This is a genomic window from Thalassolituus pacificus (assembly GCF_025318105.1).
GTDB lineage: Bacteria > Pseudomonadota > Gammaproteobacteria > Pseudomonadales > Oceanobacteraceae > Venatoribacter > Venatoribacter pacificus.
Genome location: NZ_JAOANI010000015.1, coordinates 417,128 through 432,895 on the forward strand (window position 1 = coordinate 417,128; position 15,768 = coordinate 432,895).

Sequence of the window (15,768 nt, forward strand, 5' to 3'; positions counted from 1 at the left end):
AGATGTCAGCCAAGCAACGTCAGCCCAGTCTCTATATTCCCCACGGCGGCGGCCCGTGCTTTTTTATGGAATGGCCGGGCAACCCGCAGCTGTGGGATAACATGGCCGCCATGCTGCGTTCGATTCCTGCGCGCCTGCCACAACCACCCAGCGCCATTCTGCTGATTTCGGCCCACTGGGAAGCGCCGGTATTTACCTTTTGCGGTGGCTCAAAGCCGAAACTGGAATACGACTATTACGGTTTCCCGCCGCATACCTATGAAATCCGCTATCAGGCTTCGGGTGCCCCGGCACTGGCGGAGCGGGCCGCGCAATTACTACAGGATGCCGGTATCGGAGCGGCGGTGGATAACAACGCACCCTGGGATCACGGCGTGTTTATTCCGCTGAAAGTTGCCTATCCGCAGGAAGAGATTCCGGTACTGGCGATGTCGCTGAAAAAGGGGCTGAACCCGGCCGAGCATCAGGCTGCCGGAAAAGTGCTGGCACAGCTGCGTGACGAAAACGTGCTGATCATCGGCAGTGGCCTGAGCTACCACAACCTGAGCGCATTCTTTGCCGACTCAGCCGCCGATGCTGCTGCCGCCAAAGCCTTTGATGACTGGCTGATTGACGCCGCAGCACAGGACGAAACCCAGCGCACTGCAGCGCTCAATCACTGGAGCGATGCCCCCGGCGCACGTCAGGTGCATCCGCGCGAAGAGCACCTGCTGCCGATGATGATGGTGGCCGGAGCCGCGGGCGCAGATCAGGGCAGCGCTTTTTATCGCGAAGAAATTATGGGCAAAGCCGTCTCCGCGATTGGTTTCGGGCTTTAACCAGAACTCAGAAATACCAGCGCCAGTTAACGCTGGCGGCATGTTCATATTTGCCATCAACAGCAAGGCGGGATACTTCAGCAATTAAGGCTGATTCATCCAGTGCAATACTGTGCGTCAGCGTCAGCTGTTGTTGTGTTTTTCGGTCAGGAGCAAATCTGGGTTGGTAACGCAGCCAGCTTTTCATACCAAAGACTTCGTACAGATAAGCACCCACTTCCGGTTCGGCGTAGAGAAAATCGGCATCGTTATTCCGGTACCAGCCGCCATTCAGCAAAGCATACAGACGCAAATCGGCGGACGCCGCCAGGGTAATACCGACGCCACCATGAATATTAAATGCGGTTTGCCGCTGCAGATTATCGTCAGCCAGTGAATAAAACCCGACGCGAAAATCCCCCGAAATACCACCGGTAAAACGATCCCACGGTGTCAGGGAACGGGCTGAATACAATTGCAGATGATTAAGACGTAATGCTTCACGTTGTGGCGATGCGCGCAACGAGAGATCAAACAGTTTTAATTCGTTCTCGGCAAAATACTGACGGTTGTCGTCTTCAATGCCATGACCTACCGCCAGCCATTGCAGGCTTAACCAGTCGGTTTTTTCTGTACTCTGATAGCCGAATGAATAATGTGCATCCTCCGGTGTTTTCAGTGGCGAACGATAATGATCGAGTGTCAGTTCATAGTCAGAAAATTCTGGCGAGTCGGGGATGCTCTGACGCAGCGCTGCTGTTTTTTTCCTGCTCTGTTCCGTATCGTCAGTGCCAGTCTGCTCTCTGTAATCCAGCACAGCGCTTGCCATTTCCCGCAGCAGAAATCCGTCTTCACCACCGACCTGCGGCAGCTTATCGATTTCACCCTGTTGCCATTGATAAACTGCATCCTGCAACTCCTGCGGCACGGTATCCTCAAGCATACGTACACGCCATTTGGCGGCCGGTGTTATCTCTATGCTTTTAATTTTTCCGCTGCGGTTTACCGCTTTGACCAGATCAATAGGGGTCACCCAGTCGCCAGTTGTTAATTGCGGAATAACCAGACGTAGCAGGTCAGCGGATACCGTGGCGCAATTTTGCGTATGGAAAAAATAATCCATTTTAACCGAGCGTAATTCCCACAGATGATCCTGCAGTAATGCCCGCTGCCCGGCATCCAGGTCAAGTTCATACCGCCACACATTGCGCTGCTCTGCCAGATTATAAAATTCGAAATGTGCACGCAGGGGCTTAACCAGAAAGAAGCCCTCCTTGCCCTTTATCAACGTTTCCCAGAGCACTTTTATCGGATTAATGCTGTCGAGCACCGTGAAAAATGAAACAGAGTGACGGGCATAAAATCCATCATCGCGCACACCTTCGGCCGCCAGCATGGCATGACCAAGCATACTGCTCGGGCTGGTCAGATTTTCAGAGGCATAAATAACACTGACCTGATCAACCGGCACACGCTGCAGAAATACCCGGTACTCCGGACAATCAGGAAACTCAGGCAGGCTGGTACCGCTTTCCTGTAACAGACGATAGCGGGCAGGAAAGCGACAGATTGCCTGCGGCTGCTGCGCGAACAGCCTGAGCGTTGCCTGCCACTCCAGCTCAGGAGAAAAGTCATCCTGCGTCAGAATAAACGCCGGATCGGTAATCGTGGGGGTTCCGTTTTTGATATGCAGTAACGAAAGCCAGCGATCATGCTGCCAGCCCGGTACAGCATCTCTGGCGAACGCGGAGTTGCATGCGAATAAAAACCATACAAACAAAAAAAAGGAAGCCCGCAGGCTCCCCTTTATCGGCTCAGTCAACATCGGTTTACTGACAATCAATTACCGCGTTGTCATAGGTCCACATCGAGCCGGTAGCGGCATCAGTGGTAAAACCGGTGGTAGAGAAGACGTTAACAAAGGTTACAACTTCTATCTTTTTGCGTACGGCAGTCGACGATGCGCAGCTGCTGTCTTTGGTTTCAATCACTTTCGTCGAACCATCTTTTTCCAGCTTCACAGTCGTTGGGGCCGTATAGTTCTGACCGTCGACGGTGATATCAACCTTTTTACCATTAGAGGTAGAAACATTAATGGTCGCAGAGTCTTCGGAAAACAGCGTGGCACAACCGGCCAGAGAGGCTGCAAACATCATTACCGCAATTTTAATGGCTTTCATTCAGCTAAATCCTTGTTTTATTTAAACGTAAATCCTGAGTGCGGACTCATTATATGAAGATCATTCCATGCCGCAATTAAAATCATCCTGACCGACTAAGACAACGCCACTATTACAGCTTAAATCCCGGTGCATGATGCAGCTGTCCCTGAATCTGCGCAGCATCATCCAGCGCCTGTTCTAAGGTCTGGCTGCGGGCGGCATTAAACAGGCGCTTGATTTCCCGCAGGCAACGGGCGTCGTTGGTGGCCATTTGCCGTGCCAGACCAAGGGCGCTGCCCAGCAGCTGAGCATGGGGTACCACGCGGCTGACCAGTCCCATGCGCAGTGCTTCATCGGCCGAAAATGTGCGGCCGGTGAGCGCCATTTCCAGCGCGTGCTGCATACCGATACGACGTGGTAATAACCAGGCGCCGCCATCGCCGGGAATAATCCCCAGTTTGATAAAGCTTTCGGCAAAGGTCGCCTGCTCGCTGGCAATGGCAACATCGCACATGCACACCATATCGTTACCGGCACCCACCGCCGGGCCATTAACCGCGGCGATAATGGGAATTTCCAGCTGGGCAAACGCCAGCGGAATACGCTGAATAAAGGCTTTGTAATTGGCTGTCAGCTGTTGTGCATCGCCGGCAAACATACCGCTGCGCTGCTGCATCGCTTTGATATTTCCGCCACCGCTGAACACTTTACCGGCACCGGTAAATACCGCGACCTTAATATCCTGACGGTCGTTAACCTGAGCCAGCGTCTGTTCGATGGCGTCGATCACTTCGCCATCGGAAATGGCGTTTTTAATATCCGGCCGGTTCAGCGTCAGCAGGGCGATGCTTTCGGCACCGCTGTCGTCTTTGCATAATTCCAGAGTCAGGTGTGCGCTGTGGTCAGTCATGTTGCAGTTCCTCCAGATCGTGGAAGTGTTGCAGCGCTTCCGGGTTTTTCAGGGCGTCGGTATTGTTAACAGGCAAACCCTGCACCACATTGCGCACCGCCAGCTCCACCAGCTTGCCGCTGATGGTACGCGGCAGCTCCGCCGCCTGAATAATCTTCGCCGGCACATGGCGCGGCGTGCAGTGACTGCGGATCTGGCTGCGGATTTTATCGCGCAGCGCATCATCCAGGGTCAGGCCATTATTCAGCACCACAAACAGCACCACGCGCACATCACCGGCCCAGGGCTGACCAATGGCCAGACTTTCCAGCACCTCGTCCAGCTGCTCGACCTGACGGTAGATTTCGGCGGTACCGATGCGCACTCCACCGGGGTTGAGTACCGCGTCGGAGCGGCCGTGAATAACCAGTCCGGCTGTTTCACCGCTGTCTTTGCCATGGTGCGCGACACGTTCGGCGTAATCGCCATGAGCCCAGACGCCATCAGGCTTTTGTGCGCTATAGCGGCTGAAATAGGCATCGTGATATTTCTGCCCGTCGGGGTCATTCCAGAAGCCAACCGGCATCGACGGAAAGGCTCTGGTACACACCAGTTCGCCTTTTTCGCCCGGAGCCAGCGCCCGGCCTTCGTCATCCCAGATTTCGACTGCCATGCCTAAACCAGCGCACTGCAGTTCGCCGCGATAAACCGGCAGCAACGGATTACCCAGCGCAAAGCAGGAAATGATGTCGGTACCGCCGGAGATGGAACACAGCGCGATATCGGCGCCGATATCGCGGTACACATAATCAAAGCTTTCGTGTGCCAGCGGCGAACCGGTGGAGAGCAGGGTGCGCACTTTATGCGGCTTTCCTTGCTGATGTTGTTGCAGATGTAACTGCGCCGGTTTTATGCCGGCTTTCTCCAGCGCCGACAGGTATTTGGCGCTGGTGCCGAAAATGGTGATGCCTTCTTCAGCGGCCATCTTCCACAACACATCGGGCGCCGGGTGAAAAGGCGAGCCGTCGAACAGCACCAGCGTGGCACCGGTGGCCAGTCCGGAAACCAGCCAGTTCCACATCATCCAGCCGCAGGTCGTAAAGTAAAACAGCACGTCATCGGCGCGTACGTCGGTATGCAGACGCAGCTCTTTCTGATGCTGCAAAAGCGTACCGCCAGCACCATGGACGATGCACTTGGGTACGCCGGTGGTGCCGGAGCTGTAGAGGATATACAGCGGCTGATCGAACGGCAGCTGGACAAATTCAATGTCATCCTCAGACCACTGCTGCTGCGACGAGGTTATAAAATCCTGCCAGCTCACCGAGCCCTGAGGTTTACTCAGCGTCAGTCCCGGATAAGGCACCGAAATCAGCTGCTGCGGCGGTAATTGCAGCGCATCGCGGATCGCAGCCACGCGCTCACCACAGTCGATGGTTTTACCGGCGTATAAATAGCCCTGAGTCGCGATCAGAAGTTTCGGCTGAATCTGGCCAAAACGATCAAGCACACCCTGCAGACCAAAGTCCGGCGAACAGGAGGAGAACAGCGCACCGATCGACGCTGCCGCCAGCATGGTAATCACGGTTTCCGGCACATTGGGCATAAAGGCCGCCACCCGGTCACCGGCCTCAACACCCGCTGCACGCATGGCCTGCGCCAGCTGCGCCACCTGAGCATAAAGCTCGGCGTAGGTCAGACTGCGGCGCTGGGCCGGATCTTCGTTGCGGAACACCAGTGCGGCTTTATTGCGGAACGCGGGGTTCTGCGCCGGAGCCAGCAGATTTTCAGCGAAGTTCAGCCGCGCGCCCTCAAACCAGCGTGCGCCGGGCATCTTATCGCCATCGCTCAGCACCGCCGTCGCCTCATGGCTGGCGATCACATCGCAATAATCCCAGATCGCCTGCCAGAAATCTTCGCGCTCGTGGGTACTCCATAAGTGCAGATCATCGTAGTCGCTGAAGCGGTGGCCACTGGTGCGCTCCAGCCAGTTAATAAAGCCCTGCATCTGCGAGGCGGTACGGCGTCCGGCGCAGGGCGTCCAGAGGGGTTGTTGCTGTTCTGTCATTGCTTGTCCTTATACTTCCGAAGGCTACGGCAAATACCGGTACCAATCCTGTAGGAGGGGATCTTATCCCCGACCCATTACTGACTCAGATCCACAGTGCATCCCAATAGGGATAATCTCCGACCCGCCTTACTAACCCGGCACGCAGAGGATTAGCGACGATATAGCGTGCGGCAGGCAGAACATCTTCCTCGTGACGAATGGCACGGTCATGAAAACCGGATTGCCAGACTGCCGTGCCGATATTACGACTGGTCACCGCTTTCAGCTTCCCCACCAAAACAGCAAGCTCCGTCTGCTCCTCCAGCTGCAGCAGCCAATGTACGTGATCAGGCATCAAAACCCAGCAAAGCAGTCTGGCGTCGCCAAGCAGTTTTGCATCGGTAAATGTCCTGCATGCAATACTGGCGCTCTGCCAGTCCATAAAAACAGGCCTGCGCTTTTCTGCCACGGCAGTAACCAGATAAATTCGACCGCTTTCGGAATAACGCCCGCGCCTTAACTGGCTGTAGCCGGTTTGTTGCCAGAGCTTTGCCATAACAATTCCCTGTTATATAGCTGCATTACTGTCCCAGGCCGGGGATAAGATCCCCTCCTACAGCCATCTCATCACTATTTCTGCGTGGCTTTCGCCACCAGCGCCCGTCCGCTTTTACTGCCATTCGGGCGCTGCAGCTGATCGCTGATCCACTGCCCGGTTTCTGCCAGCAGCTGCGCGTCGATACCGGTATGCAGGCCGAGGCCTTCGACCAGACGCAGCACATCTTCGCTGGCGACATTACCCGATGCCCCGGCGGCATAAGGGCAGCCACCCAGTCCGGCGACCGAGCCGTCGATGGTGCGAATGCCCAGTTCCAGCGCGGCGTAAATATTGGCCAGCGCCTGACCATAGGTATCGTGAAAGTGCACCGCCAGCTGCGACACTGGCATATGCAGTGCCAGTGCACGGATCAGATTCTGCGTCTGCGGCACGCTGCCGGTGCCAATGGTGTCGCCCAGTGAAATTTCGTAGCAGCCCATATCCAGCAGCGCCTGCGCCACATCGACCACCGCCTGCACCGGCACCTCGCCCTGATAAGGGCAGCCCATCACGGTGGAGACATAACCGCGCACCGGCAGACCAACCGTGCGCGCATGTTCCAGTACCGGGCGGATACGTTCCAGGCTCTGCGCCACGCTGCAGTTAATGTTCTTCTGGGTGAAGGCATCGGAGGCGGCGGTAAACACCGCAACCTCTGAGGCGTTGGCCGCCAGCGCCGCTTCCAGCCCCTGCAGATTGGGGGTGAGGGCGGCATAACGCACGCCGGGCTGACGCTCAAGCTGCAGCAGTACGCGGTCGCTGTACTGCATCTGCGGCACCCATTTGGGCGAGACAAAACTACCAGCCTCAATATGGCGCAGGCCAGCGGCGGCCAGCCGTCCAATCAGCTCGCAGCGCAGCTCAACACTGAGCGCCTGCGCCTCATTCTGTAAGCCATCGCGCGCGCCGACTTCGACAATGCGCACGCTGTCCGGATGTGCCCGCTGCATCATGCGTCGGCCTCCGCTGCGTTCTCTGCCTCTGCCGTTATCTCCAGCTGCAACAGCTCGGTGCCTTCAGCCACCTGATCACCGGCCTGATACAGCACCGCCTGTACCAGCGCAGCCTCTGGTGCACGGATGCTGTGCTCCATTTTCATTGCTTCCATAATCATCAGCACCTGCCCGGCCTGAACCTGTTCGCCCGGCTGTACTTTAACCTCCAGCACCTGACCGGCCATGGGTGCAGTCAGACCGCCATGATCATCCTGTGCCTGTTCGCCCAGCCAGCGGTTACGCACAAAGCGCTGGCTGCCTTCGGGCAAAAACAGCAGCAGATCGTGTTCTCTCAGCGCCAGCGGCAGTGATTGCTGCTGGCCATTTACCCGAGCATCCAGCTGTAACAGACGCGTATCACCGGCCTGACTCTTAAGTTCTAAACGCCCCTGAAGCTGCACACTGCGATCGGCCAGCTGCAGGTGCCAGCCCTGATTTCTGTCCGGACCGTGCGCCTGCTCATTCGCCCGCGCCCGTGCCCGCAGCACATCACCGACGGCACTTTCCAGCCGCAGCACGCGCTGCGCAGGCAGTGCCGACTGAAAACCATCGGCGTGCCACGGGTCATGCGCTTGCTGCTGAGGCTGAGGTTGAGATTGAGAGGCAAGCGTCGGCAACAGCAGCTCGGTTAACGCCGCCAGTTCCCAGTGGGTAGGCAAAGGCTGCGTCAGTTCGTGCTGGTTACGCTCAATAAAATCGGTGCTCAGTTCGGCATTGGCAAAAGCCTCCAGGCTGAGCAAACGCAGCAGAAAATCGCGGTTGGTTTTTACCCCGTCGACCTGCAGCGCAGCCAGCGCCGTGCGCAGGTTATGCAGTGCTTCGGTACGATCACGGCCGTGGGCAATCAGCTTGGCCAGCATCGGGTCGTAGTAAGGGCTGACGTCATCACCCTGCTGCACACCGCTGTCGAGGCGAACAGAAGCACTCAGCTCTGGTGCCTGCCACAGATTCAGGCGGCCAATAGCAGGCAGGAAATGGTTGTCCGGATCTTCGGCGTACAGCCGCACCTCGATGGCGTGGCCATTAATCGGCAGGCTCTGCTGGCTGACGTCCTGCGGCAGACCTTTACCCGCCGCCACACGTAACTGCCAGTACACCAGATCGACGCCGGTAATCATCTCGGTGACCGGGTGCTCAACCTGCAGGCGGGTGTTCATCTCCATAAAGAAGAATTCATGATTGGCATCCAGCAGAAACTCCACCGTGCCCGCACCGCGATACTGAATACGCTGCGCCACCGCCAGCGCGGCCTCGCCCATACGCTGGCGCAGCGCGGCTGTCATGCCCGGCGCCGGCGCTTCCTCAATCACTTTCTGATGGCGGCGCTGCACCGAGCAGTCACGCTCGAACAGGTAAACGCCGTTGCCGAAGCTGTCCATAAACACCTGCACTTCCACATGGCGCGGACGGATCAGGTATTTCTCAATCAGCAGGCGATCATCACCAAAGGCCGAGCGCGCTTCGCGCCGGGCAGCGGCGATATCGTCGTGCAGCGTGGCGGCGGAGAGCACGATACGCATGCCCTTACCGCCACCACCGGCACTGGCTTTCAGCAACAGCGGATAACCGATGCGTTCAGCCTCGGTGCTCAGGCGTTCGTCGCTCTGTTCATCGCCGTGATAGCCGGGCACCAGCGGCACACCGCTGTCGGCCAGCAGGGCTTTGGCGCTGGCCTTATCGCCCATGGCTTCAATCGCGGCAGCCGATGGGCCGATAAAGGCAATGCCGGCGTCTTCACAGGCGCGGGCAAAGGCGGCGTTTTCGCTTAAAAAACCGTAGCCCGGATGAATGGCTTCAGCGCCGGTAGCGCGTGCGGCATCCAGCACCTTGTGCATATCCAGATAGCTTTCGGCGGCGGTCACACCACCGAGAGCAATGGCTTCGTCGGCCTGCTGTACATGCAGCGCGCTGGCGTCGGCGTCGGAATAAATGGCAACGGTGCGGATGCCCAGCGCTTTTGCGGTACGCATCACACGCACGGCGATTTCGCCACGGTTGGCGATCAGAATCTTGTTAAACAGGTGCTCAGTCATGGGCGGCTTCCTGTGCATAAGTGGGGGCGCGTTTCTGCAGAAACGCACTTAATCCTTCCTGGCCTTCGGCGCTGACGCGCAGGCGGGCAATCAGTGCCGATGTTTGTTCTTTCAGCTGCTCAGTCAGCGGGCTGCTCTGCTGAGCAATCAGGGCTTTGGTCGCCGCCAGCGCCTGCGGGCCATTGGCCAGCAACGCCTGACACCAGCGCTGCACCTGCTCATCCAGCTGCTCCGCCGGCACTACTTCATGCACCAGCTGCAGTGCCTGCGCCGTTGGCGCGTCGATCAGTTCAGCGGTTAAGAAGTAACGCCGCGCCTGACGTGCGCCCATCGCCGCCAGCACATAAGGGCTGATGGTGGCCGGGCTTAAACCGAGTTTGACTTCGCTCAGACAGAAGCGCGCGTTGTCCGCCGCCACCGCCATATCGCAACAGCAGATCAGCCCCAGCGCGCCACCAAAGGCTGCGCCCTGCACACGGGCGATGGTCGGTTTGGGGAAGTCATTCAGATCCTGCAGCAGACCGGCCAGCTGCAGGGCATCGGCGTGATTCTCTGCCTCGGAGGCGTCTTTCTGCGCTTTCATCCAGTTGAGATCGGCACCGGTGCAGAAGTGTTTGCCCTGACCGGCGAGCACCAGCACCCGCACCGCAGGTTCCGTGGCCAGCACCGCTAACTGCGCCCGCAGCCCGGCAATCAGTTCGGCATTAAAGGCATTACCCAGTTCAGGACGGTCGAGGCTCAGCGTGGCAACGCCCTGATGAATTGCGAGTTCTAACATGGTCGATTCCTTACCTGATTCGAACAGGCTCTACATGCGGAACACGCCAAAGCGCGTCTCTTCAATGGGTTTATTCAGGCAGGCCGACAACGCCAACCCCAGCACGCGCCGGCTGTCGGCCGGGTCGATAATGCCGTCGTCCCACAGCCGCGCTGAGCTGTAGTACGGATGACCCTGCTGCTCGTACAGCTCACGGATTGGTTGTTTAAAGGCGTTCTCGTCGGCGTCGCTCCAGGGCTCGCCTTTCTTCGCCAGCTGCTCGCGCTTCACCTGCGCCAGCACGCCGGCTGCCTGTTCTCCGCCCATCACCGAGATGCGCGCGTTGGGCCACATAAAGAGGAAGTTCGGATCGTAGGCGCGGCCACACATGCCGTAGTTACCGGCGCCAAAGCTGCCGCCGATCACCAGCGTCAGCTTTGGCACTTTGGCACAGGCCACTGCCATCACCATCTTGGCACCGTGGCGGGCGATGCCTTCGGCTTCGTATTTGGGGCCGACCATAAAGCCGGTGATGTTCTGCAGAAACAGCAGCGGAATTTTGCGCTGTGCACAGAGCTCGATAAAGTGCGTGCCTTTCTGTGCCGATTCGGAAAACAGGATGCCGTTATTGGCAACGATGCCGACCGGCATGCCGTACAGTTTGGCAAAGCCACACACCAGCGTGGTGCCGAAGCGCGCTTTGAATTCATCAAACTCCGAGCCGTCCACCAGCCGCGCAATGACCTCGCGCACATCGTAGGGCTGGCGGGTATCGGTCGGAATCAGACCGTACAGTTCGCTGGCCGGATAGGCGGGTTCTTTTACCTCTGCCGCCGTGCTTTGCGGCTTATGGCGGTTCAGGTTGGCGACGGCGTTGCGTGCCAGCTGCAGCGCGTGCTCGTCGTTTTCGGCCAGATGATCGGCCACCCCGGACTGACCGGTATGCAGCTCGCCACCACCCAGTTCTTCGGCACCGATTTCTTCGCCGGTAGCCATCTTCACCAGCGGCGGGCCGGCAAGAAAAATGGTGGCCTGATTACGCACGATAATGGATTCATCGGCCATCGCCGGTACATAAGCGCCGCCGGCGGTGCAGGAACCCATCACCACCGCAATCTGGGCGATACCGGCAGCCGACATATTGGCCTGGTTAAAGAAAATACGGCCGAAGTGTTCACGGTCGGGGAAGACTTCATCCTGGCGCGGCAGGTTAGCGCCGCCGGAATCCACCAGATAGACACAGGGCAGGTTGCACTGCTGGGCGATGGTCTGCGCGCGCAGGTGTTTTTTCACCGTCAGCGGGTAGTAGCTGCCGCCTTTCACCGTGGCATCGTTGCCCACCACCATGCATTCCTGACCGTTGATACGGCCGATACCGGCAACCACACCGGCGGCGGGTACGTCTTCGCCGTACACCTCATGGGCCGCCAGCTGGCCGATTTCGAGAAAGGGGCTGCCGGGGTCAAGCAGCAGCTGAATGCGCTCGCGCACCGGTAATTTGCCGCGTGCGGTATGGCGCTGCATCGCCACCTCACCACCGCCTTCGGCAATGCGGGCGACTTTGGCTTTCAGGTCGGCCACCAGCGCCTGCATCTGTGCGCGGTTAGCGGCAAACTGCGGGCTGCGGCTGTCGAGCCGGGACTGGATATGCGGCATCAGCTCTGCTCCTGAAACAGTTCGCGGCCAATCAGCATACGGCGGATTTCCGAGGTGCCGGCACCGATTTCGTACAGCTTGGCGTCGCGCAGCAGGCGGCCGGTGGGGAAGTCGTTGATATAGCCGTTGCCGCCCAGCAGCTGGATCGCATCCAGCGCCATCTGCGTGGCTTTTTCGGCACAGTAGAGAATCACACCGGCGGCGTCTTTGCGCGTGGTTTCACCGCGGTCGCAGGCGGCCGCCACGGCGTACAGATAGGCGCGGCTGGCGTTCATGCTGGTGTACATATCGGCCAGCTTGCCCTGCACCAGCTGGAACTCGCCGATGCTCTGGCCAAACTGTTTGCGGTCAACGATGTAGGGCTGCACCACATCCATACAGGCCAGCATGATGCCGGTCGGGCCGCCGGACAGCACCACGCGTTCGTAGTCGAGGCCGCTCATCAGCACTTTCACGCCCATGTTCTCGCCGCCAAGGATATTCTCCGCCGGTACTTCGACGTTATCGAACACCAGCTCGCAGGTGTTGGAGCCGCGCATGCCGAGCTTGTCGAGTTTCGGGCTGCGTGAGAAACCGGCCCAGTCACGCTCGACGATAAAGGCGGTCATGCCGTGCGGGCCTTTGCTCAGATCGGTTTTGGCGTAGATCACATAGACGTTGGCATCCGGGCCGTTGGTGATCCACATCTTGGTACCGTTAAGCACATAGTGATCGCCTTTTTTATCGGCGCGCAGCTTCATCGACACCACGTCGGAACCGGCATTGGGTTCGCTCATCGCCAGCGCACCGATGTGCTCGCCGGAGATCAGCTTCGGCAGGTATTTCGCCTTCTGTTCTGCCGTGCCGTTGCGGTAAATCTGGTTTACACAGAGGTTGGAGTGGGCGCCGTAGGACAGCCCGACCGAAGCCGAGGCGCGGCTGATTTCTTCCATGGCGATGACATGGGCCAGATAGCCCATACCGGCACCGCCGTATTCTTCACTGACGGTAATGCCAAGCAATCCCTGCTCACCGAACTTGCGCCACATGGGCATGGGGAACTGGTTGTCGCGGTCAACGTCCGCAGCCAGTGGCGCCAGCTCACGCTGGGCAAAACCGCGCACCTGATCGCGCAGCATATCGAGCGTTTCGCCCAGGCCAAAATTGAATCCGGTCATCGTATGGCTCCTTCCTGTTGTATTTTTATTCTTGGTCAGCAGGGCCGGAAATAACGGGCGGCGCTAAGCGCCTGTCAGTGCCGCCAGTGCCTCGCTGGCTTTCAGCTCGGCGTCGTCCAGGTCCTGCATCATGCGTTCGATATCGTGCAGTTGCTGGCGCAGGTGGCTGCGCCGCTGTTCTATCACCGCCAGCAGTTTTTCCAGCTGCGGACGGTTGGCCTCCGGCTCCAGTCCAGGGCGGTACATACCAATCAGCTCGCGGCTTTCGGCCAGCGATAAGCCCAAACGCTTACCGCGCAGAATCAGCTTCAGCGTGACCCGGTCCTGTGGCGTATAGATACGGGTCTGACCTTCGCGCTGCGGGTTGAGCATGCCCTCCGCCTCATAAAAACGGATGGTGCGGGTGGTGATATCAAACTCGTCGGCGAGGTCACGGATGCTGTAAGTACGGCTCATTCGGGTTGGGCTGTCGGGCTGCTAAGTTACCTTTACGTTAACGTAAACCAATATCGCAAAACAAAGGGCAATTCGGGCCAGAAGCGGCAGGCGGTAGGTTACAGCGAATAAAGAACAAACAGGCAGCGCCAGCAGGCATGTGCAGCAGGTCTGCGGCATGTTTCCGTGCAGGCCGTCCCCGGCGCTTATTTATAAAACTTTCAGTAATTGGTTCACACTTCCCGCCATCCGGCTGGAAACAGACAGCCTGCTTATATAGAATCCGGCGCTGGAATTCTCCAACAGCACAAGGAAGAGGCATGAAATACTGGCAAGCATTCATACTTGCTGCACTGACACTGGTGCAAATCTCCTGCGGCGGTGGCGGCGGCGGCTCAACAACCCCGGAGACGAACGCAGGCAATGGTGGCAATAACGGCTCCGACCCCGTTGGCCCCGGTCCTGTTGATCCCGGCCCCGAAAATCCTGGCCCTATTGATCCGGGCTTCTCTGAACCACCTTTCGTTATGCAATCCGCGACCTACTCCACTCAGCTGGCGATTTTTGCCGGTGCCGGCTCGGCAGCATCATCCCGTTATCAGTCGACCCATGAAATCTCACTGACTCATACCCAGGCCAACCATTAATACAGGGAATTTAAATCCATTATGAAACGGATACTCATCTTACTCGGCGCACTCCTCAGCTTCAGCAGCTGGGGAGAAATTCCGGATGCCATCACGCTTTCCGGTGCCATTACCTACACCGATAACGCGCAGCCGCTCAGCGGCGAAGAATCGGTACGCTTTACCCTGTATTCCGATAATGGCGGCTCAACAGACTACGTCGATAACGGCGGACAATGGACAGACCCGACAGGCAGTGGTGCCCTTGTGGTGTGGACCGAAGTTCAGACCGTCAGCTTCAGCGAAGGACGCTATAGCGTGGTTCTCGGCAGCAACCCGCAGAACCCTCTGCCTGCGGACGCCTTTGCAGACAGCACTCAGACGCTGGGCATTATGGTGGCTGGCGACGACGAGATGGCACCCAGAATGTCATTCAGCGCCGTCCCTTTTGCCCGCCGTGCCGCCATCAGTGACAACGTCAGCGGCCTGATTACCCCATCCGCTGTCAGCATCAAAAACAGCAGCGGTGCCACAGTCCCTGTTATCAATGAAAACGGTGAATGGGTCGGTGCCACCATTGACGGTGTCCAGGGTGCTACGGGTCCTCAGGGCCCGGCCGGCGAAAAAGGGGATACCGGTCCGCAGGGGCCACAAGGTATTCAGGGTATCGCCGGTGTGCAGGGTGACACAGGTCCTCGGGGCCCGGCTGGCGAAAAAGGCGCGACCGGCGCTCAGGGGCCGAAGGGTGACACCGGTGCCAAAGGAGAGACAGGGCCGCAGGGACCTGCAGGGCTGACCGGCGATAGCGGTGCCCAGGGACCACAAGGTATCCAGGGGCCGCAGGGTGTTGCCGGTGAAAAAGGTGATACCGGACCACAGGGACCGCAAGGCATTCAGGGACCGGTGGGGGCCCAGGGTGAGGCCGGCAGTATGAACTTTTTTGGCCTGGTACCAAAGCTGATTCTCGCAGAAAGCCCAACAGTTAGAAGGGAATTTCCGTACGGAGAAATGAATCTGCTTTCGATGAACACAGAAGAGGTCACGCTGATTTCCAGTAAAGGTTATCTGCTGGGTCTGCGCGGTGGTTATGTGAACCGTAGCCACGATCTGTATTTCACCAATTCATACTGCTCTGGCACGCTGTACTACACCGTTGCAAAAAATGTCCGTAAGGGCACGGTGATTTCTGGTGTGTTCAAAGCAAATTCAAGCGCTTCACTGAGAAGACAGCTGGCCTTTATCGATAAAAACGAAAAGCTGACCACTCTGTCCTCGAATCTTACCTTTAAAGCAGTCATCCGTCCGAGTCAGCTGAAGGCAACTCCGGATTGCGTAACCATCACTGATACCTCCTCAGATGATTTGGAACCGATGCTGAGAGTTCAGACCCCCAGCGTGGCGAGCATCATTAAATTAACCACCGGTGTTGATACTAACTATTTCGGTGCCACCGATAGACTTCACGTCATCCTTGAATAAAGGATACCCGCAGGCGGTCAGAGCAAACATCTGACCGCCTGTTTCCTGTTGCGGGCCGCCTGGCCCGCACAGCTCAGACACCATTTATCACTCCTCTCTCCTTGTTCTGAGAAAAACTGGCTCTCAGCAGGCCG

General features: G+C 58.0%; 14 protein-coding genes. 3 read left to right on the plus strand and 11 right to left on the minus strand.

The features are described 5' to 3' along the window. Positions 1–2 precede the first annotated feature (2 nt). Complete coding sequence (locus tag NYR02_RS09070) at positions 3–818, plus strand: DODA-type extradiol aromatic ring-opening family dioxygenase (protein WP_260976042.1); 816 nt, start codon at positions 3–5, stop codon at positions 816–818. Between the two features lie 7 nt (positions 819–825). Here the strand turns inward: NYR02_RS09070 and NYR02_RS09075 are convergent, their stop codons facing one another. The 11 genes from NYR02_RS09075 to NYR02_RS09125 form a co-directional block, all read right to left on the minus strand. Continuing rightward, a complete protein-coding gene (locus NYR02_RS09075; RefSeq protein WP_260976043.1) occupies positions 826–2,577 on the minus strand; it encodes an Lnb N-terminal periplasmic domain-containing protein in 1,752 nt (583 codons plus the stop codon). 49 nt (positions 2,578–2,626) lie between these two features. Then, a complete protein-coding gene (locus NYR02_RS09080) occupies positions 2,627–2,977 on the minus strand; it encodes a hypothetical protein (protein ID WP_260976044.1) in 351 nt (116 codons plus the stop codon). A gap of 112 nt (positions 2,978–3,089) precedes the next feature. Then, positions 3,090–3,869 (minus strand): enoyl-CoA hydratase-related protein, encoded by a 780-nt coding sequence (locus tag NYR02_RS09085; RefSeq protein ID WP_260976045.1) that lies wholly within the window; start codon positions 3,867–3,869, stop codon positions 3,090–3,092. After that, entirely contained in the window at positions 3,862–5,916 is a 2,055-nt protein-coding gene (locus NYR02_RS09090) for an acetoacetate--CoA ligase (RefSeq protein ID WP_260976046.1), read from the minus strand. Before NYR02_RS09090 ends, NYR02_RS09085 begins: the two co-directional genes overlap by 8 nt. Positions 5,917–6,001: 85 nt before the next feature. After that, positions 6,002–6,454: an REP-associated tyrosine transposase gene (locus NYR02_RS09095; protein WP_260976047.1), complete on the minus strand. Its 453-nt coding sequence runs from the start codon at positions 6,452–6,454 to the stop codon at positions 6,002–6,004. A gap of 74 nt (positions 6,455–6,528) precedes the next feature. Beyond that, complete coding sequence (locus NYR02_RS09100; protein ID WP_270049559.1) at positions 6,529–7,449, minus strand: hydroxymethylglutaryl-CoA lyase; 921 nt, start codon at positions 7,447–7,449, stop codon at positions 6,529–6,531. Then, a complete protein-coding gene (locus NYR02_RS09105) occupies positions 7,446–9,524 on the minus strand; it encodes an acetyl/propionyl/methylcrotonyl-CoA carboxylase subunit alpha (protein ID WP_260976048.1) in 2,079 nt (692 codons plus the stop codon). The genes NYR02_RS09100 and NYR02_RS09105 overlap by 4 nt, the downstream gene beginning before the upstream one ends. Further along, positions 9,517–10,302: an enoyl-CoA hydratase-related protein gene (locus tag NYR02_RS09110; RefSeq protein WP_260976049.1), complete on the minus strand. Its 786-nt coding sequence runs from the start codon at positions 10,300–10,302 to the stop codon at positions 9,517–9,519. The genes NYR02_RS09105 and NYR02_RS09110 overlap by 8 nt, the downstream gene beginning before the upstream one ends. Before the next feature lie 30 nt (positions 10,303–10,332). Further along, complete coding sequence (locus NYR02_RS09115; RefSeq protein WP_260976050.1) at positions 10,333–11,937, minus strand: carboxyl transferase domain-containing protein; 1,605 nt, start codon at positions 11,935–11,937, stop codon at positions 10,333–10,335. Next, entirely contained in the window at positions 11,937–13,094 is a 1,158-nt protein-coding gene (locus tag NYR02_RS09120; RefSeq protein ID WP_260976051.1) for an isovaleryl-CoA dehydrogenase, read from the minus strand. The genes NYR02_RS09115 and NYR02_RS09120 overlap by 1 nt, the downstream gene beginning before the upstream one ends. Before the next feature lie 63 nt (positions 13,095–13,157). Next, on the minus strand, positions 13,158–13,550 hold the full coding sequence (locus NYR02_RS09125) for a MerR family transcriptional regulator (protein WP_260976052.1): 393 nt from the start codon (positions 13,548–13,550) through the stop codon (positions 13,158–13,160). 299 nt (positions 13,551–13,849) lie between these two features. On the opposite strand from NYR02_RS09125, the gene NYR02_RS09130 reads away from it, so the two are divergent. After that, complete coding sequence (locus NYR02_RS09130; protein ID WP_260976053.1) at positions 13,850–14,176, plus strand: hypothetical protein; 327 nt, start codon at positions 13,850–13,852, stop codon at positions 14,174–14,176. Positions 14,177–14,197: 21 nt separating this feature from the next. Further along, a complete protein-coding gene (locus NYR02_RS19445; protein ID WP_270049560.1) occupies positions 14,198–15,634 on the plus strand; it encodes a collagen-like domain-containing protein in 1,437 nt (478 codons plus the stop codon). Positions 15,635–15,768: the final 134 nt, after the last annotated feature.